At 72.8% G+C, this 20,574-nt stretch carries 24 protein-coding genes and 1 riboswitch; of the genes, 19 read left to right on the forward strand and 5 right to left on the reverse strand.

All coding sequences use genetic code 11. The annotated features are described in order from the left end of the window. Window positions 1–6: 6 nt before the first annotated feature. The 4 genes from fmt (at window position 7) to UQW22_RS14540 (ending at window position 4,150) form a co-directional block, all read left to right on the forward strand. Complete coding sequence (gene fmt / locus UQW22_RS14525) at window positions 7–975, forward strand: methionyl-tRNA formyltransferase (protein ID WP_407317792.1); 969 nt, start codon at window positions 7–9, stop codon at window positions 973–975. Further along, entirely contained in the window at window positions 972–2,528 is a 1,557-nt protein-coding gene (locus UQW22_RS14530; RefSeq protein WP_407317793.1) for an RsmB/NOP family class I SAM-dependent RNA methyltransferase, read from the forward strand. Before fmt ends, UQW22_RS14530 begins: the two co-directional genes overlap by 4 nt. A 106-nt stretch (window positions 2,529–2,634) precedes the next feature. Continuing rightward, window positions 2,635–2,883: a helix-turn-helix domain-containing protein gene (locus UQW22_RS14535; protein WP_407317794.1), complete on the forward strand. Its 249-nt coding sequence runs from the start codon at window positions 2,635–2,637 to the stop codon at window positions 2,881–2,883. Then, complete coding sequence (locus UQW22_RS14540; protein ID WP_407317795.1) at window positions 2,870–4,150, forward strand: HipA domain-containing protein; 1,281 nt, start codon at window positions 2,870–2,872, stop codon at window positions 4,148–4,150. The genes UQW22_RS14535 and UQW22_RS14540 overlap by 14 nt, the downstream gene beginning before the upstream one ends. Window positions 4,151–4,154: 4 nt before the next feature. Here the strand turns inward: UQW22_RS14540 and UQW22_RS14545 are convergent, their stop codons facing one another. After that, complete coding sequence (locus UQW22_RS14545) at window positions 4,155–4,691, reverse strand: GNAT family N-acetyltransferase (RefSeq protein WP_407317796.1); 537 nt, start codon at window positions 4,689–4,691, stop codon at window positions 4,155–4,157. Window positions 4,692–4,868: 177 nt separating this feature from the next. Between UQW22_RS14545 and UQW22_RS14550 the strand changes: the two genes are divergently transcribed. Together UQW22_RS14550 and UQW22_RS14555 are read left to right on the forward strand one after the other, a co-directional pair. Then, window positions 4,869–5,276, forward strand: coding sequence for a YciI family protein (locus tag UQW22_RS14550; protein WP_407317797.1), 408 nt, complete (start codon window positions 4,869–4,871; stop codon window positions 5,274–5,276). Window positions 5,277–5,287: 11 nt separating this feature from the next. After that, the gene (locus tag UQW22_RS14555; RefSeq protein WP_407317798.1) at window positions 5,288–6,433 is read left to right on the forward strand and encodes an RNA polymerase sigma factor; all 1,146 of its coding nucleotides are present in this window, start codon (window positions 5,288–5,290) and stop codon (window positions 6,431–6,433) included. 36 nt (window positions 6,434–6,469) lie between these two features. Here UQW22_RS14555 and UQW22_RS14560 read toward each other — a convergent pair whose 3' ends face one another. Beyond that, on the reverse strand, window positions 6,470–6,895 hold the full coding sequence (locus UQW22_RS14560; protein WP_407317799.1) for a DUF1761 domain-containing protein: 426 nt from the start codon (window positions 6,893–6,895) through the stop codon (window positions 6,470–6,472). A 57-nt stretch (window positions 6,896–6,952) separates the two neighbouring features. Here UQW22_RS14560 and rpe point away from each other — a divergent pair, with 57 nt between their 5' ends. The 4 genes from rpe (at window position 6,953) to UQW22_RS14580 (ending at window position 9,813) form a co-directional block, all read left to right on the forward strand. Next, window positions 6,953–7,615 carry a ribulose-phosphate 3-epimerase gene (gene rpe / locus UQW22_RS14565; protein WP_407317800.1) on the forward strand — a complete coding sequence of 221 codons (663 nt, stop codon included), beginning with the start codon at window positions 6,953–6,955 and terminating at the stop codon, window positions 7,613–7,615. A 526-nt stretch (window positions 7,616–8,141) separates the two neighbouring features. Further along, complete coding sequence (locus UQW22_RS14570) at window positions 8,142–8,405, forward strand: phosphoribosyl-ATP diphosphatase (protein ID WP_407317801.1); 264 nt, start codon at window positions 8,142–8,144, stop codon at window positions 8,403–8,405. 98 nt (window positions 8,406–8,503) lie between these two features. Then, window positions 8,504–9,352, forward strand: coding sequence for an ATP phosphoribosyltransferase (hisG, locus tag UQW22_RS14575; RefSeq protein WP_407317802.1), 849 nt, complete (start codon window positions 8,504–8,506; stop codon window positions 9,350–9,352). A 2-nt stretch (window positions 9,353–9,354) separates the two neighbouring features. After that, window positions 9,355–9,813 (forward strand): PH domain-containing protein, encoded by a 459-nt coding sequence (locus UQW22_RS14580; RefSeq protein WP_407317803.1) that lies wholly within the window; start codon window positions 9,355–9,357, stop codon window positions 9,811–9,813. Between the two features lie 12 nt (window positions 9,814–9,825). Here the strand turns inward: UQW22_RS14580 and UQW22_RS14585 are convergent, their stop codons facing one another. Further along, window positions 9,826–11,637, reverse strand: a complete 1,812-nt coding sequence (locus tag UQW22_RS14585) for a DEAD/DEAH box helicase (protein ID WP_407317804.1) — start codon at window positions 11,635–11,637, stop codon at window positions 9,826–9,828. 287 nt (window positions 11,638–11,924) lie between these two features. On the opposite strand from UQW22_RS14585, the gene UQW22_RS14590 reads away from it, so the two are divergent. The 8 genes from UQW22_RS14590 to UQW22_RS14625 all read left to right on the forward strand — a co-directional run bounded on the left by UQW22_RS14590 (window position 11,925) and on the right by UQW22_RS14625 (window position 17,279). Further along, complete coding sequence (locus UQW22_RS14590; RefSeq protein ID WP_407320824.1) at window positions 11,925–12,524, forward strand: CDP-alcohol phosphatidyltransferase family protein; 600 nt, start codon at window positions 11,925–11,927, stop codon at window positions 12,522–12,524. Next, the gene (locus UQW22_RS14595; RefSeq protein WP_407317805.1) at window positions 12,521–13,384 is read left to right on the forward strand and encodes a DUF881 domain-containing protein; all 864 of its coding nucleotides are present in this window, start codon (window positions 12,521–12,523) and stop codon (window positions 13,382–13,384) included. Before UQW22_RS14590 ends, UQW22_RS14595 begins: the two co-directional genes overlap by 4 nt. Continuing rightward, window positions 13,381–13,713: a small basic family protein gene (locus UQW22_RS14600; protein WP_407317806.1), complete on the forward strand. Its 333-nt coding sequence runs from the start codon at window positions 13,381–13,383 to the stop codon at window positions 13,711–13,713. Before UQW22_RS14595 ends, UQW22_RS14600 begins: the two co-directional genes overlap by 4 nt. Further along, complete coding sequence (locus UQW22_RS14605) at window positions 13,710–14,600, forward strand: DUF881 domain-containing protein (RefSeq protein ID WP_407317807.1); 891 nt, start codon at window positions 13,710–13,712, stop codon at window positions 14,598–14,600. Before UQW22_RS14600 ends, UQW22_RS14605 begins: the two co-directional genes overlap by 4 nt. Window positions 14,601–14,696: 96 nt before the next feature. After that, complete coding sequence (locus UQW22_RS14610; RefSeq protein ID WP_407317808.1) at window positions 14,697–15,170, forward strand: FHA domain-containing protein; 474 nt, start codon at window positions 14,697–14,699, stop codon at window positions 15,168–15,170. Continuing rightward, window positions 15,167–15,907, forward strand: coding sequence for a MerR family transcriptional regulator (locus UQW22_RS14615; RefSeq protein ID WP_407317809.1), 741 nt, complete (start codon window positions 15,167–15,169; stop codon window positions 15,905–15,907). The genes UQW22_RS14610 and UQW22_RS14615 overlap by 4 nt, the downstream gene beginning before the upstream one ends. 92 nt (window positions 15,908–15,999) lie before the next feature. After that, on the forward strand, window positions 16,000–16,506 hold the full coding sequence (locus tag UQW22_RS14620) for a bifunctional nuclease family protein (protein WP_407320825.1): 507 nt from the start codon (window positions 16,000–16,002) through the stop codon (window positions 16,504–16,506). Window positions 16,507–16,688: 182 nt separating this feature from the next. Continuing rightward, window positions 16,689–17,279 (forward strand): MerR family transcriptional regulator, encoded by a 591-nt coding sequence (locus UQW22_RS14625; RefSeq protein ID WP_407317810.1) that lies wholly within the window; start codon window positions 16,689–16,691, stop codon window positions 17,277–17,279. A 224-nt stretch (window positions 17,280–17,503) separates the two neighbouring features. Here the strand turns inward: UQW22_RS14625 and UQW22_RS14630 are convergent, their stop codons facing one another. Further along, the gene (locus UQW22_RS14630) at window positions 17,504–18,790 is read right to left on the reverse strand and encodes a phospholipase D-like domain-containing protein (protein WP_407317811.1); all 1,287 of its coding nucleotides are present in this window, start codon (window positions 18,788–18,790) and stop codon (window positions 17,504–17,506) included. Window positions 18,791–18,794: 4 nt separating this feature from the next. Continuing rightward, window positions 18,795–19,904, reverse strand: a complete 1,110-nt coding sequence (locus UQW22_RS14635) for a tyrosine-type recombinase/integrase (RefSeq protein ID WP_407317812.1) — start codon at window positions 19,902–19,904, stop codon at window positions 18,795–18,797. Window positions 19,905–20,158: 254 nt separating this feature from the next. Continuing rightward, a riboswitch (guanidine-III (ykkC-III) riboswitch) is annotated at window positions 20,159–20,222 on the forward strand. A gap of 12 nt (window positions 20,223–20,234) precedes the next feature. Between UQW22_RS14635 and UQW22_RS14640 the strand changes: the two genes are divergently transcribed. Beyond that, window positions 20,235–20,552, forward strand: a complete 318-nt coding sequence (locus UQW22_RS14640) for a DMT family transporter (RefSeq protein ID WP_407317813.1) — start codon at window positions 20,235–20,237, stop codon at window positions 20,550–20,552. Window positions 20,553–20,574: the final 22 nt, after the last annotated feature.

Here is a 20,574-nt window from a genome sequence, read left to right on the forward strand (position 1 = left end):
TGCACGGTGCGTCTGCTGTTTGCCGGGACTCCCGAGCCCGCCGTCCCCGCCCTGCGGGCCCTCATCGACTCCGAGCACGAGGTCGTCGCCGTCCTGACGCGGGCCGACGCCCGGGCCGGACGGGGCCGGCGGCTGGTGCCCAGCCCGGTGCGCCTCGCCGCGCAGGAGGCCGGGATCCCCGTGATCACGGACGTCCCACGCGGTGAGGAGTTCGCCGAGCGTCTGCGCGGCCTCGAGATCGACGCCGCCCCCGTGGTCGCCTACGGGCACCTGCTGCGGCCCGAGGTGCTGGCCGTGCCACCCCAGGGCTGGGTCAACCTGCACTTCTCGGTGCTGCCCGCCTGGCGCGGAGCCGCGCCCGTCCAGCACGCGATCCTCGCCGGGGACGAGGTCACCGGTGCCACCACCTTCCTGCTCGACGAGGGCATGGACACCGGACCGGTGCTCGGCACCGCCACCGAGACGATCCGCCCCCGGGACACCTCCGGCGACCTGCTCGGCCGGCTCGCGGCATCGGGCGCCCAGCTGCTCGTCGCCACGCTCGACGCACTGGCCGCCGGCGAGCTCGCCCCCCAGGCCCAGCCGGCCGACGGCGCCTCGCTCGCCCCGAAGATCACCCGGGACGACGCGCTGGTGCGCTGGACGGACCCGGCGCTCGCGGTCGACCGGCGCGTGCGGGCGGTCACCCCGGCCCCCGGGGCCTGGACGACCCTGCCCGGCGAGGACGGGGCCGACGACGGCGCACCCCGGGCGCGTCTCGGCCTCGGCCCCGTGGTGCCGCGACCGGAGGTCACCGACCTGGCTCCGGGCGAGCTGCGTGCCACCAAGTCCGAGGTCCTCGTCGGGACCGCCACCTGCGCCGTCGCGCTCGGCGACGTCCAACCCGTCGGCAAGAGGCCGATGGCGGCCGCCGACTGGGCCCGCGGTGCCGGTCGTGCCGTCGTCGACGCCGTCGTCCTGGGAGGTGCCCGATGACCGCGGACCGCCGTGACCGCCAGAGCGGCGACCACCGTGGCGACGACCGCAGGGACGCACGGGGCCGCCAGCGCGGCGCCGCCCGCTCACGGGCCCAGGGGCACCGCACCTCCCAGGCGCCCTCGCAACGGCGCCGCTTCACCGACCCCGCCCGCACCGCCGCCTACGACGTGCTGCGCGAGGTGGACGCCTCGGACGCCTACGCCAACCTCGTGCTGCCGCCGCTGCTGCGCGAACGCGGCATCACCGGCCGTGACGCCGCCTTCGCCACCGAGCTCGCCTACGGCACCCTGCGCCTGCGCGGACGCTACGACGCGATCCTGTCCCGCTGCGTCAGCCGACCCCTGGACCAGCTCGACCCCGAGGTGCTCGACGTGCTGCGCCTGGGCGCCCACCAGGTCCTCGGCATGCGGGTGCCCGCCCACGCCGCGGTCTCCGAGACCGTGGGGCTGTGCCGCGACCGCGTGGGCGCCGGCCCGGCGCAGATGGTCAACGCCGTCCTGCGGGCCGTGGGGCGCACCAGCCTCGACGACTGGCTGGACCAGGTCCGCGCCGGGGCCCCCGACGAGACCACGGCGCTCGCGCTCACCGGCTCGCACCCGGTGTGGATCACGCGCGCCCTGCGCGAGGCCCTGCACGGCTCCGGACGCTCGGTCGGCGAGCTCGCCGACCTGCTGGAGGCCGACAACACCGGCCCACGCGTCACGCTCGTCGCCCGCCCTGGACTCGTCGAGGCCGACGAGCTCGCCGTCGGTGACCGGGAGGCGCGCCTGAGCCCGGGCCGGTGGGCGCCGACGGCCCACGTGCTCGCCTCCGGCACCGACCCCGCCGCCCTGGAGGCCGTGGGAGACGGACGTGCCGGTGTCCAGGACGAGGGCTCCCAGCTCGTCACCCTGGCCCTGGCCGCCACCCCGGTCGAGGGGTGCGACGAACGCTGGCTGGACCTGTGCGCCGGCCCCGGCGGCAAGGCGGCGCTCCTCGGGGCGCTCGCAGCCCGGCAGGGCGCCCGGCTCGTGGCCAATGAGGTCCAGCCGCACCGGACCCGGCTGGTGCGCCAGGGCGTGCGCGCCGTGCCCGGCGACGCCGTCGAGGCCGTGCGTACCGGGGACGGTCGGGAGACCGGCAGCGAGGAGCCGGGCGCCTACGACAGGGTGCTCGTCGACGCCCCCTGCACGGGCCTGGGGGCGTTGCGTCGTCGGCCCGAGTCCCGGTGGCGCCGCACGCCCGCCGACCTCGGCACGCTGACCGGTCTGCAGAGCGAGCTGCTCACGTCTGCGCTGGAGGCCGTCCGGCCCGGGGGAGTGGTCGCCTACGTGACCTGTTCACCCCACCTGGCCGAGACACGCCTCGTCGTGGACGACGTGCTGCGCCGCCGCGAGGACGTCGAGCGCCTCGATGCCCGCGCCGTGGTGCGCGACGTGCTCGTCCCGGGCGCCGAGATCGACCTGGGGGCCGACGACGGCGGAGCGGGCGGGCTGGACGTCCAGCTGTGGCCGCACGTGCACGGCACCGACGCGATGCACCTGACGCTGCTGCGCCGGAGCGGTGGCTGAGCAGCCGAGCCACCAGTGTGTCGGTAAAACCTTGCGAACCCGGGGCGGGTCAGGATAACCTGACGACCTTGGCAAAGGTGAGAAAATCCTGACATAAGGAGTGCTCATGGCCGACGAGATCCGATGGACGCAAGCACGCAGCGCGAGGGACATCGGACGCTTCGTGCAGGCGACCCGGCGCGGGCGCAGGCTCAGCCAGGCGGCGCTCGCGGAAGAGCTCGGACTGACCAGGCAGTACGTCTCCGAGGTCGAGTCCGGGATGGGCAATCTCTACATCACGAGGCTCTTCGAGATGTTCGACGAGCTCGGCGTCGACGTTCGGCTGGTCGAGAGGGGCGCCGATGGTGGCGCATGAGATCGATGTCTGGCTCTACGGCAGCCGCCTGGCGCGCTTGCGCCGCACGCGGACCCTGCGCGGGGAACCCCGGGCCGAGCTGGAGTGGGATTCGTCGGCATCGTCGCGATGGGGCTGGGGGGCTCGCATCCTGTCCCACCTCCTGCCGATCGACGAGGGGACGCGTCCGCACCCGGCTCGCGCGACCGCGTGGCTCGACGGGCTGATGCCCGAGGGCCGGGTTCGCGACAACATGGCGATGGAGGCCGGTGTCGACCCGGAAGATCCCGTCGGCTTCTTCGCCGCGTACGGCGGGGACACCGTCGGTGCCCTCCAGTTTGTGGAGGCAGGGGGCGATCCCGGAGGGCAGGGTGGGGAGTCGTTCCCACTTGACCCCAGCGGTGTGGCGCAGCTCCTGCGTGAGGCCCTCGCGAGGGCCGGTGGGCGGGGACGGAGCGAGCATCTGACCAGCTCGCTTCCCGGCATGGAACCCAAGCTGGGCCTCGTACGCGACGGTGAGACGTGGGTGCGAGCCTCCCGTGACCAACCCACCACCCACATCCTGAAGCTCGCCCGGGCCGCGGACTCGCCGACGGCCGACCTCGTCGACACTGAAGCGGCCGCGCTCGACCTGGCACGGCGTATCGGCCTCACCACGATCCAGGCGCACGTGGAGACGTTCGAGGACGTGCGCTGCCTCGTGGTGTCCCGCTACGACCGCGTCCCCGACGACGGCGCCCCGGGGCGTCTGCGTCGCATCCACCAGGAGGACGCCGCCCAGGCGCTCGGCATCAACACCCGTGACCCCGAGCGGAAGTTCCAACACGGCCGGACGAACCCGTCGCTGCAAGCCGTCGCCCAGGTGCTGCGCGACGACGGGACCCGCCCCGACCGGCTGCTGGCCCTGACGACGCTCAACCTGGCCTTGGGGAACACCGATGCCCACGCCAAGAACATCTCCTTGCTGCGCCGCGACGACGGCACCGTGGCGCTGGCCCCGGCCTACGACGTCTCGATGCACCTGCACCACGCGCACGCCTCGCGAGTCTTCGCGATGGACGTGGCGGGCGAGCGGGACATGGACGCGATCACGGGTGACCACCTCGTCGCCGAAGGTGTCGCGTGGGGACTGCCGCGGCGCCGTGCCGTGCGGGTCGTGGCGCGCACCCTCGACGACCTCAGGGCGGCGCTGGGCGAGATCGACCGGGACACCCACCCCGGCGTCCCGGCCGAGGCGTGGCGCACCGTGGTCGAGCGCGCCGAGGTGCTGCGCCGGTCGGTCGACTGACGCCTCAGCGCAGGGACCGCTGCAGGAGCATCGTGCTCACGCTGCGGCCGTGCTTGACGGCCACGTCGCGCAGCACGCCGACCACCTCGAAACCGAGACGGCGGTGCAGCGGCAACGACCCGGCCGCGGCGGGATCGTCGGCGACGACGGCGATCACCTCCCGGACCTTTGCCAGCGTGCACGCGTCGAGCAGCGCCGAGAGCAACCGCGTACCCACCCCGCGCCCTTGGGCCGCGGGGGAGAGGTAGATCGTCGTCTCGACGGTGTGCCGGTAGGCGGCCTTCGGGCGCCAGGGAGCGGCGTAGGCATAGCCGACGACGACGTCGTCGACCTCCGCGACGAGGAACGGCAGGTCTCGTTCGCGCAGATCGGCCAGACGGGCGGACCACGCTTCCGGGCCAGGAGGCACCTCGTCGAACGTCACGGCGGTGCCGGTGACGTAGGGCGCGAGGATCGCCGCGACGTCGGGCAGGTCGTGCGCGGTGGCGCGACGGACGACCGCGTGCGACGGCGTCGGGCCCGAGGGCTCTGGTGTGTCCACGGCGCGAGAATAGTGCGGCGGCGACGCCCGCTGTACCTCCGGTCGGCGTGCGGAGAGCGCGCTGTCCTCGAACTCCGTCAGGATGGTCCTCGTGAGGATGTCGAGAACGTGAGCCGGGCTCCGTCCCAGGGACGAGAGCGGCCAGCACCGGCCCGCTCCACGACGAAGGGAAGCACGATGGGCAAGTATCTGCTGCTGAAGCACTACCGGGGTGCGCCGGCCGCCGTCAACGACGTGCCGATGGACCGGTGGAAGCCGGAGGAGGTCTCCGCGCACGTCCAGTACATGCGGGACTTCGCCGCCCGGCTCGAGGAGACGGGCGAGTACGTGGACGGGCAGGCGCTGTCCCCGGAGGGCATGTTCGTGCGGTACGACGGCGAGGGCCGCCCGCCCGTCACGGACGGGCCGTTCCCCGAGACGAAGGACCTGATCGCCGGGTGGATGGTCATCGACGTGGAGAGCCACGAACGGGCCGTGAAGCTGGCCGGCGAGCTGTCCGCGGCACCGGGGGCCGGAGGCCGGCCCATCCACGAATGGCTCGAGCTGCGCCCGTTCCTCGACGAGTCCGCCGCGGCGACGGACTGACCGGGACCGCCGTGGACGAGATCCTGCTCCGGGAGCTCACCCCCGCGGTGACCGCCGTCCTCTGCCGTCGTGGAGCCGACTTCGCGACGGCGGAGGACGCGGTGCAGGAGGCCCTGGTCGAGGCGCTGCGCGTCTGGCCGGACGATCCGCCCCGGGACCCCCGCGGCTGGCTCGTCACCGTGGCCTGGCGCAAGTTCGTCGACGTCTCCCGTGCCGAGACCTCCCGGCGACGCCGCGAGCTCCGTGTCGACGCCGAGCCCGCTCCCGGCGCCGGCACGTCGGCGGACGACACGCTGTGGCTGTACTTCCTGTGCGCGCACCCGTCGCTCACGCCTGCCTCCGCGGTCGCTCTCACCCTCCGCGCCGTCGGCGGGCTGACCACCGGGCAGATCGCCCAGGCGTACCTGGTGCCCGAGGCGACGATGGCGCAACGGATCAGCCGGGCGAAGCGCACCGTCGCGGAGGTCCGGCTCGGCCGGCCCGGGGACGTCTCCACGGTGCTCCGTGTGCTGTACCTGGTCTTCAACGAGGGCTACTCGGGCGACGTCGACCTCGCGGCCGAGGCGATCCGGCTCACGCGCGAGCTCGCGGCGCGCACCGACCACCCGGAGGTCGCAGGACTGCTCGCCCTGATGCTGCTCCACCACGCCCGCCGGCCCGCGCGCACCGCTGCCGACGGGAGCCTGGTGCCCCTGGCCGACCAGGACCGTAGCCGGTGGGACACGGCGCTGATCGCCGAGGGCGTCGAGAGGCTGCAGGCGGTGCTGGCCCGGGACCGGCTGGGCGAGTACCAGGCCCAGGCGGCCGTCGCGGCTCTGCACGCCGATGCCCGGACCGTCGAGGAGACGGACTGGGTGCAGGTCGTGGAGTGGTATGACGAGCTCGTGCGCCTGACGGACAACCCGGTCGTCCGCCTCAACCGCGCCGTCGCCGTCGGGGAGGCCGACGGGCCCGGCGCCGGCCTGGCCGCACTGTCGGGGCTGGACCCGGGCCTACCTCGCTACCGGGCCGCCCAGGCGTACCTGTACGAGCAGGCCGGCGACCGGGCGACGGCCGCCCGCTGCTATGCGGAGGCCGCGCGGCAGGCGACGAGCGTGCCGGAACGCGACCACCTGACGCGCCAGGCCGCCAGGCTCAACGTCGGAAGGGGTGCATGAGCAGGGCGAGCGGGCCTGAGATCCCGGTGGTGGTGATCAGGCGCCGGCGGGTGCCCAGGCTCCGATGATGACCGCCATGACGGCGAACGTCACGAGCTCGTGCGCCACGTTCATCGTGGTCAGCGCGGTGGGGCGGCCCTCGAATGCATCATGGGTGACGAACCGCGCGGCGGTGAAGCCCGCCCAGAGGAACCCGGCCGTCGCCAGTGCGGCACCGAGGAACCCGCCGCCGTAGAACTCCCAGGCGATGAACGTGGCTCCCGCCAGGACCCAGGCGGACACGAAGCTGACGACCACGGTCACGACGATGGGGCCGACAGCGCTGCCCTGCTTGTCGGGGTCCACCCGTGCCAGGCGCTTCCACCGGTTGCCGAACACGCGCGGCGTGTACCAGACCGACCCGACGACCACCGTCGAGAGCGTGGCGACGAGGACGGCCCAGTAGTTGATCTCGGGAACCATGCGGTGCTCCTTCGCTTGCGCACATGCCGACCGGTCACCGGCTCTACGCTGGGCATCATGGCAGCCCTGATCAACCCGAGCATCCTGTCCGCCGACTTCGCGAACCTCGAGCGGGACCTGCAGCTCATCACGTCCGCGGACTACGCGCACGTCGACGTCATGGACAACCACTTCGTGCCGAACCTGACGCTCGGTCTCCCGGTCTTCGAACGCCTGGCGCAGGTCTCACCCGTCCCGATCGACGGGCACCTGATGATCGACGACCCCGACCGTTGGGCGCCGGCGTACGCCGAGGCGGGCGCCGCCTCGGTCACCTTCCACGCCGAGGCGGCGCAGGCCCCCGTCCGACTCGCCCGGGAGCTGCGGCGCCTGGGCGCGCGTGCCGGCGTGGCCCTGCGGCCCGCGACACCGGTGGAGCCGTTCCTCGACCTGCTGGGGGAGGTCGACATGATCCTGGTGATGACCGTCGAGCCCGGGTTCGGCGGTCAGTCCTTCATCGACGGGACGCTGCCGAAGATCCGCCGGGCCCGCGAGGCCGTCAGCGAGGCCGGCCTGGACGTCCACATCCAGGTCGACGGGGGAGTGTCGCGCGAGACGATCGACCGGGCCGCCGACGCCGGGGCGAACGTGTTCGTCGCCGGGTCGGCCGTCTTCGGCGCCGAGAACGTCCCGGCCGAGATCGAGGCGCTGCGCGACCTGGCGAGCCGGCACGCCCACTGACGGCAAGATCAGCGCGTCCGCCGACATGTTCCGGGTTCGAGGTGGAGCATCAGCGACGCACCGGCCGCGTCGGTGCGGGCGGTGGCCGGTGTCGCGTGTGCCGTGGGTTCGCTCACACGCTGCGCGGAGGCCGGTGGCGACGAGTCGTGCCTTGACTGGCCTCTCCACGACACGCCGGGGGCGGCGGGGGAGAGGGCCGACGTCCTCTCGGTGCCGCAGACGTGCCACGGCGGTGGTCCGTACCCGCAGGGCGGACCCCTCGACGGCGAGGGCGAGATGGTGCTGATCCTGCACGACGACGCGGAGCTCGGGCTGCGCACGGTCACGCCGTTCGACGGGGTGGTGCCGCTGGCCCCGGACGGTGGCCTGGCGGATCGCTGGCCGACCGACCATCACCGGCCCTGCATCGCCGGTCTCGTCGTTTCGAGAAAAATAGTGTGCCAAGCACCGATAACCACACGTGCCTCACGTCCCGCGACCCGGAACAGGAGCCCCGAGGGCAGGGGCCGGCGTCTAGGCTGGTGGGGTGAAGACCTTCGACTCCCTGTATGCCGAGCTGTCCGAGAAGGCCCGGACCCGACCCGCCGGGTCGGGGACCGTCGCGCAGCTGGACGCCGGCGTGCACGCGATCGGCAAGAAGATCGTCGAGGAGGCCGCCGAGGTGTGGATGGCCGCCGAGCACGAGTCCGACGAGGAGGCCGCCGAGGAGATCTCGCAGCTGCTCTACCACCTGCAGGTGCTGATGGTCGCCAAGGGGCTCACCCTGGAGGACGTGTACGCGCATCTGTGAGCGCCCGGTCCGGCGTCCTCTCCCGACGCCGGACGCGCAGCGCGCGCTCCGGATCGCCCCACCGCCGTCGTCCCGCCCGAACCGAACGAGGTAACCCGTTGCTCCGCATCGCCGTCCCGAACAAGGGATCGCTCTCCACGCCCGCCACCGAGATGCTGCGCGAGGCCGGCTACCGCCAGCGTCGCGACACCCGTGAGCTCGTGCTCACCGACGCCGACAACGGCGTCGAGTTCTTCTTCCTGCGCCCGCGGGACGTCGCCGTCTACGTCGGGGCCGGCACGGTCGACGTGGGGATCACCGGGCGCGACCTGATGCTCGACTCCGACGCGGACGCGGTCGAGCACCTGCCGCTCGGTTTCGCCGGGTCGACCTTCCGGTTCGCCGCGCCGGCAGGCACGATCGACGACGTCGCCCAGATCGCCGGCAAGCGCGTCGCGTCGTCGTACACCACGCTCGTCCGGACGCACCTGGCGCGCCAGGGCGTCGAACCCGCAGCCATCGTCCACCTCGACGGAGCGGTGGAGAGCTCGGTCCGGCTCGGCGTCGCGGACGTCATCGCCGACGTCGTCGAGACGGGCACGACGCTCCGGGCCGCCGGGCTCGAGGTCTTCGGTGAGCCGATCCTGCGGTCCGAGGCCGTCCTCATCCGTCGCTCCGGTGACGACGTGCCCGCCGGGATCGACATCCTCACGCGCCGTCTGCAGGGCGTCATCACCGCTCGCGAGTACGTCCTGCTCGACTACGACGTGCCGACGGAGCTGCTCGACGCGGCCGTGGCCGTGACGCCAGGGTTCGAGTCGCCCACGGTCTCGCCGCTGCACAACGGCCAGTCCGCCGCGGTCCGGTCGATGGTGCGTCGCTCGGAGACCAACCAGGTCATGGACGCGCTGTACGACGTCGGCGCCCGCGGCATCCTCGTGACCCGCATCCACGCCTCGCGCCTCTGACCATGAGCGGCGACGGTGCGCGGGACCGCTTCCGGACCTTCCGTCCGTGGTGGACGCGCGTCGCCGTCGTGGTCACGGGAGTCGTCGCGGCCGGCGGGAGCCTGCTGGTGGGGGTGTTCGCCGCGGAGGGGGTCCTGCTCGGGCCCGGCACGCGCGTCACCTTCGTCGCCTTCGCGATCTTCGCCGTCTGGCTGCTCTGGCGGCTCGGCGGCGTGCACGCCGCTCCGGACCGGGACGGGCTCACGGTCCGCAACGTGATCCGGAGGCGACGCGTCGCCTGGCCCGAGATCGTCGCCGTGCGGCTCACCGTGAACGACCCGTGGGTCGTCCTCGACCTGTCCGACGGCGGCACCCTGGCCGTGATGGGCATCCAGCGCGCCGACGGCGAACGAGGGATGGCGGAGGCCCGCCGGCTGCAGGAGCTGGTCCGGCAGCTCGGCGAGGCCTCCGAGGGGGCCTGAGCCCCGCGGCGATCAGTGCGCGGCGTGGACGGGCCGGCGCTCCGTGCGGGGCGCACGACGCTCCGGGGCACCCTTGTCGACCGAGATGCGCAGCTGGCGGCCGGCGACGTTGGCGCGACCGATACGGTTCATCGTCGCGTCGTCGAGCGGCTTGGTGATGTCGACCAGGGAAAAGTTGCCGAAGATGTCGATCTTGCCGATGTCGCCACCACGCAGACCGCCCTCGTTCGTCAGCGCGCCGACGATGCCGCGCGGCTGGGCTCCGTGGGTGTGCCCGACCGCGATGCGGTAGCGCGTCCCCTCGGCCGGACGGCGGATGCCACGACCGCGGTCGTCGCGGTCCGCGCGGGGGTGGCGCCGCGTGCGGTCGCCGTCGCGGTCGCCCCGCTCGGCACGGTGCGTCTCCCGGGTGCGGCCGCCCATGACCTCGGCGCGCTCCTTCTCGTACTCCTCCTGCGCTGCCCGGTGGGCCGGACCGTCGTCCCCGACCGCGAGCGCCAGGAGCGCGGCGGCGACCTCGGCGGCGTCGGCCGTGGTGCCGTCCTCGCGGGGTGCGAGGTGCTCGCGCAGGAGCTCCGTGTACAGGTCGAGCCGGCCGGCCTCGAGACGGGCGGGCACCGTGCCGAGGATGGTGCGGGCGCGGTGCGCGGAGACGTCGCGAGGTGAGGGGATCTCGGCCTCGACGAGCTTGGCGCGGATGGTGCGCTCGATGTGCTTGAGCTTGCCCCGCTCGTGCGGGGTGATGAACGACAGCGCCTTGCCGGTGCGCCCGGCACGGCCGGTGCGGCCGATGCGGTGGACGTAGGCCTCGGCCTCGCGGGGGATGTCGAAGTTGACGACGAGGCCGATGCGGTCGACGTCGAGGCCGCGGGCGGCGACGTCGGTGGCGACGAGGACGTCGAGGGAGCCGTTGCGGAGCCGCTCGACGATCTTTTCGCGCTCCTTCTGGGCGACGTCGCCGGAGATGGTGGCGGCCGAGACGCCGCGCTCGACGAGGGCGACCCCGACCTCTTCGGCAGCGGCGCGCGTGCGGGTGAAGACGATGGTGGCGTCCGCCTCCGAGGTCGCCAGCACGCGGACGAGCGAGCCGACCTTGTGGCGGAACGGCACGACGGCGTAGGTCTGCTCGACGCTCGTGACGGTGCTGGACTGCCGGGAGACGGCGACCTGGACCGGGTTGTCGAGGTGGGTGTCGGCGACGGCGCGGATGGCCGGGGGCATCGTGGCGGAGAACAGGGCGACCTGCCGCTCGGTGGACGCCTGGCCGAAGATCTTCTCGACGTCCTCGGCAAAGCCCATGCGGAGCATCTCGTCGGCCTCGTCGAGGACGAGGAACTTGACGGTGTCGAGGTGGAGCGAGCCCCTCTCGAGGTGGTCCATGACGCGGCCGGGCGTGCCGACGACGACGTGGACGCCGTCGCGCAGCGCGCGCTGCTGGGGCACGTACGGCGCACCGCCGTAGACGGGCAGCACGTGCACGCCGGGCAGGTGGGTGGCGAAGCTCTCGACGGCGTCGGCGACCTGCATGGCCAGCTCGCGGGTGGGTGCCAGGACGAGTGCCTGGACGTGGCCGCGCGAGACGTCGGCGCCCGGGTCGACGGCGGCGAGCAGCGGGATGCCGAAGGCGGCGGTCTTGCCGGTGCCCGTCTGGGCGACGCCGGTGATGTCGCGGCCGGCGAGGAGCGCGGGGATGGCCTCGGCCTGGATGGGCGAGGGAGTGGTGAAGCCGAGGTCGTCGACGGCCTTCTGCAGCGGTGCAGGCAGGTGGAGGTCGGCGAAGGTGGCCTGGGGCTCGGTGGGCAGCGTGGAGTCAGGGGTGCTCATGGCGAAGGGTGACCGTTCCGTCGGGTGCGGGGTGGGAGTCCTGCCACGCCTTGCGGCACGGCGGTCGCTCGGTCCCGGACACACACCTGCACCTGGCCGTTTTCTTGGTTGCCAGGGCCTACGAACACGCGGGAAGACGACGAACTCCGAATGGATTGGTTCCATCGTACGGGCCGCGAGCGCCGACCGGCAGGGGAGGGGCCGGTGAGTTTGCCCACTGCGACGTGATCTGCCCGCTCCTGCGTAGGATGTGCCCGGCAGGCTCTCGAGGGACTCAGGCGGTGATCGTGCACGCAGGGCAGGGTGGTTCAGCCGTGTGGACGGTGCCGAACGCGGTGAGCATGGTGCGTCTGGCGCTGGTGCCGGTGTTTGCCGTGCTGATCGTCTCGGGCGAGGACGTGTGGGCGCTGATCGTGCTCGCTGTCTCGGGCGCCAGCGACTGGTTGGACGGTTTCCTGGCGCGGCGTCTGGACCAGGTGACCAAGCTGGGTCAGGTGCTGGACCCGGCGGCGGACCGCTTGTTCATCCTGGTGACGCTGATCGGTCTGCTGTGGCGTGGTGTGGTCCCGTGGTGGGTGCTGGCGCTGGTCGTGCTGCGGGACGTGCTGCTTGCCTGCCTGGCGCCGGTGCTGGCGCGGTACGGCTACGGGCCGCTCGCGGTCACCATGGTCGGCAAGGCCGGGACCTTCGCGCTGCTGTACGCCTTCCCGCTGCTGCTCCTGGCGCAGACCCCGGGTCCGGTCGGGACGGTCTCGCGGGCGGTGGGCTGGGCGTTCGCCGCCTGGGGGATCGGCCTGTACTGGCTGGCCGGCTGGCACTACCTGGCGCAGACGCGTCGGTTGGTCCGGGCCGAGCGTGACCGCGAGCGCCGGGAGGGCCCGGCATGACGTCTCCGGCGTCGAGGCGCCCGGACGAGTCCATGACGTTGCTGGTCGAGGTCATGGAGAAGCCGCTGGATCCTGGTTACGCGGAGGCGGCGCGGCGGCGCGGCTCCGGTCAGGTACCGGCGCGCGGGGCTGGTCCGTTGTTGCTGCTGCTGGTGGCGGTGCTGCTGGGGCTCATGACCGTCACGGCCGCTCAGGAGCTGCGCGCGCCGTCGGAGGGCCCGTCGGCGCGTGAGGTGCTGGAGCAGGAGATCGACGAACGGCAGCGGACGGCGGACGCGTTGCGTGAGCAGACCGTCGTGCTGAACGACGAGATCGAGGAGCTGCAGTCGGCCGCCCTGACGGAGGCTGACCAGGGGCTCCTCGAGCAGCTGCGGCTGGACGGGGTCGTGACGGGGTCGACGGCGGTGTCGGGCCCCGGGCTGCTGCTCACGCTGAGCGACGACGAGGGGGAGCCGGGGCCGGACCAGGCTCCCTCCGACTCCCGGGTCCAGGCCGTCGACCTGCAGACGGTGGTCAACGCCCTGTGGGCCTCGGGGGCCGAGGCCATCAGCGTGGGCGGGCAGCGCCTGACGTCGCTGTCGGCGATCCGGCACGCGGGGGAGGCCATCCTGGTGGACCTCGTCCCGCTGCCGGGGCCGTCGTACGAGGTCCGGGCGATCGGTGACCCGGAGGACATGCAGGCCGCGTACGCTCGGACCGGCGCCCCGGCCTACACCCAGCTGTTGGCGTCGGAGTGGGGGATCGAGTCGTCCATGAGCGTCGTGGAGGACATCGATCTGCCGAGCGTGGGCAGTCAGGGTCTGCGCTATGCGGAGCCGGTGGAGCCGGGTCCGGACAAGACTGAGGAGGAGGACCCATGATCGCGGTCGTCGGGCTCGTGATCGGCGTGGTGGCGGGGTTGGTTCTGCACCCGACCGTGCCGGTCGCGCTGCAGCCGTACCTGCCGATCGCCGTGGTGGCAGCGCTGGACGCCCTCTTCGGCGGGTTGCGTGCCAAGCTCGACGGCTTGTTCGACGACAAGGTGTTCGTCGTGTCGTTCCTGTCGAACGTCCTCGTGGCGGCCTTCATCGTGTTCCTCGGTGACCAGCTCGGTGTGGGGTCCCAGCTGTCCACCGCGGTGGTGGTCGTGCTCGGTATCCGCATCTTCTCCAACGCGGCCGCGATCCGACGGCACCTGTTCAAGGCATGAGCATGGGCGAGGACCGGCGCGAGGACAGTCCCGAGGAGGCCGCGGCGACGCCACCGGGGACGTGGCCCGGTCCGGGGACGGGCTCCGTACCGCAGGTGAGCGCGCGGCCGGCCGACGACGAGGAGGTCGTCGCCACGACCACCGACGCAGGGCACGACCCGGCACCGGTCGGCGGCTGGCGCGCCCTGGGCCGGGCGCTGCGACCGCGGGCGAACCGCTCGCAGCTGCTCGCCGCCGTCCTGTGCGCCGCCCTCGGGTTCGCGCTGGTCGTCCAGGTCCAGCAGTCGGCCCAGGACCCGTTGTCGTCGGCCCGCCAGGACGACCTCGTACGGTTGCTCGACGAGGTCACCCAGCGGTCGGAGCAGCTGGCCGACCAGGTCGAGGAGCTGTCCTCCACCCGCGACGAGCTGCAGTCGGGCACCGGCCAGGCCCAGGCGGCCGTCGACCTCGCCGAGGAGCGGGCCAGCGCCGAAGGCATCCTCTCGGGCCGCCTGCCCGCCGTCGGCCCGGGCCTGGAGGTCGTCATCCGGGACCCGCAGGGTGCGTTGGAGGCGTCGGCCCTGTTCAACGTGCTCGAGGAGCTGCGCAACGCCGGCGCCGAGGTCGTCGAGCTCAACGACGTCCGCCTGGTCACCTCCACCTGGTTCCGTGACACCGACGAGGGCATCGTGGTCGACGACGAACCGCTGGACCCGCCCTACCGGTGGACGGTCATCGGGGACCCGGCGACCCTCAGCCCCGCTCTGGAGATCCCCGGCGGCGCGCTGGCGACGGTGCGCACCGCGGGCGCCGAGGCCACGACGTTCGAGCACGACGAGATCGAGGTCGACGCCGTGCGCGAGCCCGCGGAGCCGCAGTACGCGACCCCGGAGCGTCCGGAGGGCTGACCACAGCACGTCGCTGCTTTCCGCCGGGACCGCTCACGGGGTAGGTTTGTCGGACGACGGCGCACGTCGGACCGCGCGACCCAGCCAGGAGGACTGATGACGGACCCCCGCGCACTCCCGCACGACTCGGGTGTCGACACCACGGCCCACCTCGGCAGGTTCGGTGCGCCCGCCGAGGAGCAGACCCCCCGGATCCCGCTGACCGCGGAGGAGAGCGCCGCGGTCGCCGCGCTGCCGCGGCACTCGGCGCTGCTGGTGGTGCAGTACGGGTCCGGAGCCGTCGGCGAACGGTTCCTGCTGGACTCCGACCGCACCGTCGCCGGGCGCAGCGAGACCGCGGAGATCTTCCTCGACGACGTCACCGTCTCGCGCAAGCACGCCGAGTTCGTCCGTGAGGCGGACCGGTTCGTGGTCCGCGACATCGGTTCCCTGAACGGCACGTACGTCAACCGCGACCGCATCGACGCGGCCACGCTCAGCACCGGCGACGAGGTGCAGATCGGCAAGTTCCGGATGTCCTTCCACGCGAGCCCGCAGGCGCCGCGGGACGACCAGGCGCCGGTCCCGTGACCCTGGGGGCCGGGGCCGAGCAGGCTCCGGAGCCCGACGACGTCCCCGAGCCGTGGCCGCGGGGCATCTCGAGGCACGCCTCGATGCGGATCTCGGAGGTCCTCGGTCAGCTGCGCGGTGACTTTCCCTCCGTGTCGCACTCCAAGCTGAGGTTCCTCGAGGAGCAGGGACTGATCACGCCCGTCAGGACGCCGGCGGGCTACCGGCAGTACAGCGCGGCGGACGTCGAGAGGCTGCGCTTCGTCCTGGCGGAGCAGCGTGACTCCTACCTGCCGCTGAAGGTCATCAAGGAACGTCTCGCCGCCATGGACGCCGGGGAGCCCGCTCCTGGTCCGGTGCCCCGGCTGGCCGCGCCGGCACCGGCCGAACCGTCGCGCCGCCGCTGGACCGTCGAGTCGGTCAGCGAGGCGACCGGCGTCTCCACGGACGCCGTGCGCTCGTTGGTCGTCGCGGGCGTGCTGCGGACTTCGTCGGGCTACCTGGACGCCTCCGCGCCGGAGATCGTGCGTCTGGCGGGCCGGCTCGCCGAGCACGGCATCGAACCGCGCCACCTGCGCCCTCTGCGGTCCTCCGCCGACCGGCACGTCGGCCTCGTGGACCAGGTGGTCGCGCCCTACCGCAGCCAGCAGACGTCCGACGGCCGAGCGCACGCCGCCGAGCTCGCCGAGGAGCTCGGCGAGCTCGTGGCCCGCCTGCACAGCGCCTGGGTGCGCGAGGGCACCGCCCAGCTGCGGTGAGCCGGCACCCACGGCCCGGCTCCGGAGCGCGGGCACGCTTCGAGCGTCATACCGTGGACGGTGTGGAGAGCGACGACGGGGCCGAAGCACCGATGGTGCCGGTCGAGGTGCTCGGGGTGCGCCAGCAGCAGCGCGACCAGGAGATCGTGGTGCTGCTGTTCGACACGGCTGCCGAGCTGGCCGTGCCCATCGTGATCGGCGCCCGGGAGGCCTCCGCCATCGCGATGGCTCAGGCCGGCGTCGCCACGCCCCGTCCGATGACCCACGACCTGCTGCGCGACCTGCTCGGCGCCGTGGGGGTCGACCTGGAGCGCGTCGAGATCGTCGCGCTCGACGGCGGCATCTTCTTCGCCGAGCTGGTGCTCTCGACCGGGGTGCGGCTCGACTCGCGGGCTTCCGACGCGATCGCGCTCGCCGTGCGCACCGAGAGCCCGGTGCTCTGCTCGGCCGAGGTCGTCGCCGCCGCCGGAGTCGAGATCGTCGACCTGGACCAGCAGAAAGAGGTCGAGAAGTTCCGTGACTTCCTCGACCACGTCACGGCCGAGGACTTCACGAGCCCCGGGGGGTCGTCCGACCCCGGGGACGACACACCACCATGACCTTCAAGCCCAACCTGAAGGTTCCCGGCTATCGTGGGGACGAACCCTCCACCGGAGGTTCACGGTCGCCGCGGCAGGTCATCGGTCCGCATCGGTCCGCGACACGCCGAACCGCTCGAGTGCGACGTCGTTGACGGCCCTGGGGGGCGGTCCTAGCGTGGAACCGACATCTTGGAGGCACAGTGAACAGCAGCGGTGAGGTGAGCGCCGAGGTCGGCGCGGTACCGGCCGGCGCCCAAGGGCTTCTCTTCGGCGAGGACCTGTCGGAGCAGGACGGCGGCACCGGGTATCGCGGGACCACGGCGTGCCGGGTAGCCGGCATCACGTACCGGCAGCTCGACTACTGGGCCCGGACCGGCCTCGTGGAGCCGTCGATCCGCTCCGCCAGCGGTTCGGGGACCCATCGGCTGTACAGCTTCCGCGACGTCCTCGTGCTCAAGGTGGTCAAGCGGCTCCTCGACACCGGGGTGTCCCTGCAGCAGATCCGCGCCGCCGTCACCCAGCTGCGGATGCGCGGCGTCGACGACCTCGCGCAGATCACGTTGATGAGCGACGGGGCCTCGGTGTACGAGTGCACCTCGGCCGACGAGGTCGTCGACCTCGTCCAGGGCGGCCAGGGCGTGTTCGGCATCGCCGTGGGGCGGGTGTGGCGCGAGATCGAGGGCACGCTCTCCCAGATGCCGACCGAGTCGCTCGAGGACGACGGTCACGACGACGGGCCGCACGGGGAGGACGAGCTCGCTGCGCGCCGTCGCGCACGACACGTCGGCTGAGCCGTGCACCTGAACGCCCGCCTGCACGCGGTGGAACCGGGGGAGGAGCTGCAGCTCGGCAGCGCGGGTGCGCGCCGGTGGCGGTGAGCACGCTCCGATCCACCCCGCCTACCCCGGATCGAGACCGCACCCAGACGGTCACGCTGGCCGGGGCCACCGTCCACCACCCCTGCGAGTCCCTCGAGGTCCGACGCGCGCCGACCGGGTGGTGCTTCGTGCGGCGTTCAGAGCAGCGGCTCGAGGGGCTCGAGGACGCGCTCCGCGATCTTGGTCAGTGTCGAGCGTTCGCGCCACTCGTCGTAGGTGAGCTCGTGGGAGTTGCTCTCGTCCATGCGGAACACCTCCTCGAGCTTGCTCGCCAGGCCGGTGTCGACGATCTCGAGGTTGATCTCGTAGTTGCCGGTAAGGCTCAGCCGGTCGATGTTCGCCGTGCCCACGGTCGACCAGCGGCCGTCGATGGTCGCGGTCTTGGCGTGGACCATCGCCCCCTCGTACAGCATGATCCGCACCCCGCCGCGCAGGAGCTTGGTGTACCGGCCACGGGCGAGCCAGTCCGCCAGGGAGTGGTTCGAGCGCTCGGGGACGAGCACCCGCACGTCGACGCCGCGGGCGGCCGCGGCCAGCAGCGCCTGGAGGATGTCGCGGTCGGGGATGAAGTAGGCCTGCGTGATGTAGATGTGGCTGGTCGCCCGGTCGATCGCGTCCAGGTAGAGCCCCCGGATGGGGAAGACGAGGTCGCTGGGAGCGTTGCGTGCCGCCCGGAGGCTGGGCTGCCAGTGCTCGGCGCCCCGGTCCTGCAGGACGGGGTGCTTGTGCGTGCGCCACCGGTTCCAGAAGTCGACGAACGCGTTCTGCAGCTCCCACGCCGCGCGGCCCTCCAGCCGGACGTGCGTGTCACGCCACTTGGTGGCGTACTCCTCGCCGATGTTGTACCCACCGACGAACGCGACCGCCTCGTCGACGACGAGGATCTTGCGGTGGTCCCGGCCGGAACGGCGGACGTCGAGGGTGAGCAGACCCGGGCGCAGGGCGGGGAACCGCATGACGTGGACCTGCGGGGGGAAGTGGAAGAACGACTGGGGGACGACGAGGTTCGCGAAGCCGTCGTAGATGACGTAGACCTCGACGCCGCGGGCGACCGCCCGGGAGATCGCCTCCTTGAAGCGCTCGCCCGTGGCGTCGCCCTTCCAGATGTAGGTCTCGAGGAAGACGGTGTGCTGGGCGGCCTCGATGGCCTCGAGCATGGCCTCGAAGAGGTCGTCGCCGTAGGTGTACAGGGTCGCCGTGGTGCCGTCGATCTCGGTCGACATCGGTGCCGCGGTCGGGAACTTCTTGTCGAGAGGGTAGCGCTGCCCACGGATCTTGTCGGTCACCATCACCGCGGCGCCGGCGGTGAGCGGGATCGCTGCGGCGAGCATCGCGGCGCGGCGGGCTGCCTTGCCGATGCGTCTCCAGTCGACCTGGATCCGGACCGGGAGTGCGAGGGGCTGCTGCTGCTGCGGGCTGGGCACACCCTCACGCTAGCGGCGTCGGCGCCGTCGCGCCTGGTGATTCGGCTGCGGAGGCGTGTGAGACCTCCCGCAGAGAGGCGGCGAGGGGGTGCGTGCGGATGGCTGCGGCGAGCTCGCCGTCGATCCGATCGAGATAGGCGCCGGTCGTGGCGATCGAGGCGTGGCCGAGGAGCTCGGCCACGACCTTGACGTCCCACCCGTCGGCGACCAGCAGGGTCGCGGTGGTGTGGCGCAGCGCGTGCGGGGTGGCGGGACGGCGGTAGGGCTCGGGCATCCGCGAGACGGCACGCGCCAGCAGCGCGCGGATCGCCTGGGTGTCGAGCCGCCGGCCGCGCCATGACAGCAGCAGCGCGCGCTGGGCGTCGGCGTCGTCGGGGCGGCGGGTGGCCAGGCGTGGGCGCAGGTCCGTCAGGTACGACTCGAGGGCGGCGGCCAGCGGGGGGCTGAGAGCGACGGTCCGGGTCGCGCCCCCCTTGCCGACGATGCGCCAGCGGGTCTCCTCGGGCTCGCGCGTCAGGTCGGCGACGTCGGCGCGGGCCAGCTCGGAGACGCGGGGGCCGAGGACGATCAGCAGGGCGACGACGAGCCGGTCGCGGGCCGCGAGCGCCTGGTCCGAGCGTGCGGCGGCCGACGACGTCGGGCGGCCCGCGTCCTGGACCGTGGCGACGAGCGCCTGGGCCGCCGAGGCGGACAGCGCGGTGCGCTCGACGCGCAGGCGTTCGCGCACCTTCGCGGGCGGTGAGGCCCACTGCATGGGGTCGGCCTGCACCCAGCAGTGCCGGGCGGCGTGGGAGAAGAAGCGGGTCACGGACTGCCGGAAGCGGTTGACCGTGGCGGTGGACCGGCCCGGTGCGGCCTTGCGGGAGGGGTCCGCGTACCGGCCGTCAGGACCTGACTGGTAGCGCACGAGGGCGTCGTCGACGTCGTCGCCGGTGACGTCGTCGAGCACCCGGCCGGGGCCGAGAAGACCGACGAGCTCGGCGACGTCACGGGCGTAGGACCGTTCGGTGGCGGGGGAGAGGATGCCGCGGACGGTCTCGGTGCGCACCGAGGCGAGGTAGCGGTCCGCCGCCTGGGCGACGGTGAGCCGTTCGAGCCGTGGCGGTGCGACCATCGGGCAACTCCTGTCCGACTGCTGGGTGACCAGGGGAGTGCAGGCCTGTGACCTGCACCGTCATCGGCGTCAGGCTACGTGGCGGCACCGACACGGCGGAGGGTCCTCGCGTCTGACCACTGTGTTGCGGCATACACAATGGTTTGAGCCGAATGTCCGTTTAAGCCTAGCTGTCGATCCGGACGGCGGCCAGATGGTGACCAAGGCCGCCCGGAGCGCCGTTGACCTGCGACCGGGGCGTGCGATCATCGAGACCAGAGCCTGACAGGGCTCCCGGACGAGGGGTGCCGTACCCGGAGCGCGACAAGACGGCATCGGGGAGTGAGTCTCATGTCCTGGATCGTTCTGGTCGTCTCCGGCCTGCTGGAAGCCGTGTGGGCCACGGCGCTGAGCCGTTCCGAGGGTTTCTCGCGGCTCGTGCCCAGCGTGGTGTTCGTCGTGAGCCTGGCAGCCAGCATGGCCGGCCTGGTGTACGCGCTGCGCGAGCTGCCGGTCGGCACGGCGTACGCCGTCTGGGTCGGCATCGGCGCGTCGCTGACTGCCGGCTACGCGATGGCCACCGGGGCCGAGCCGGTCACCGTCGTGCGGATCGCGCTCATCCTGGGCATCGTCGCGTGCGTCGCCGGGCTGAAGCTGACGACGCACTGACGCGGCGAGGGGAGGCGGCCGA

Origin of the sequence: Isoptericola halotolerans (assembly GCF_045689585.1) — a bacterium.
Lineage (GTDB): Bacteria > Actinomycetota > Actinomycetes > Actinomycetales > Cellulomonadaceae > Isoptericola > Isoptericola halotolerans_B.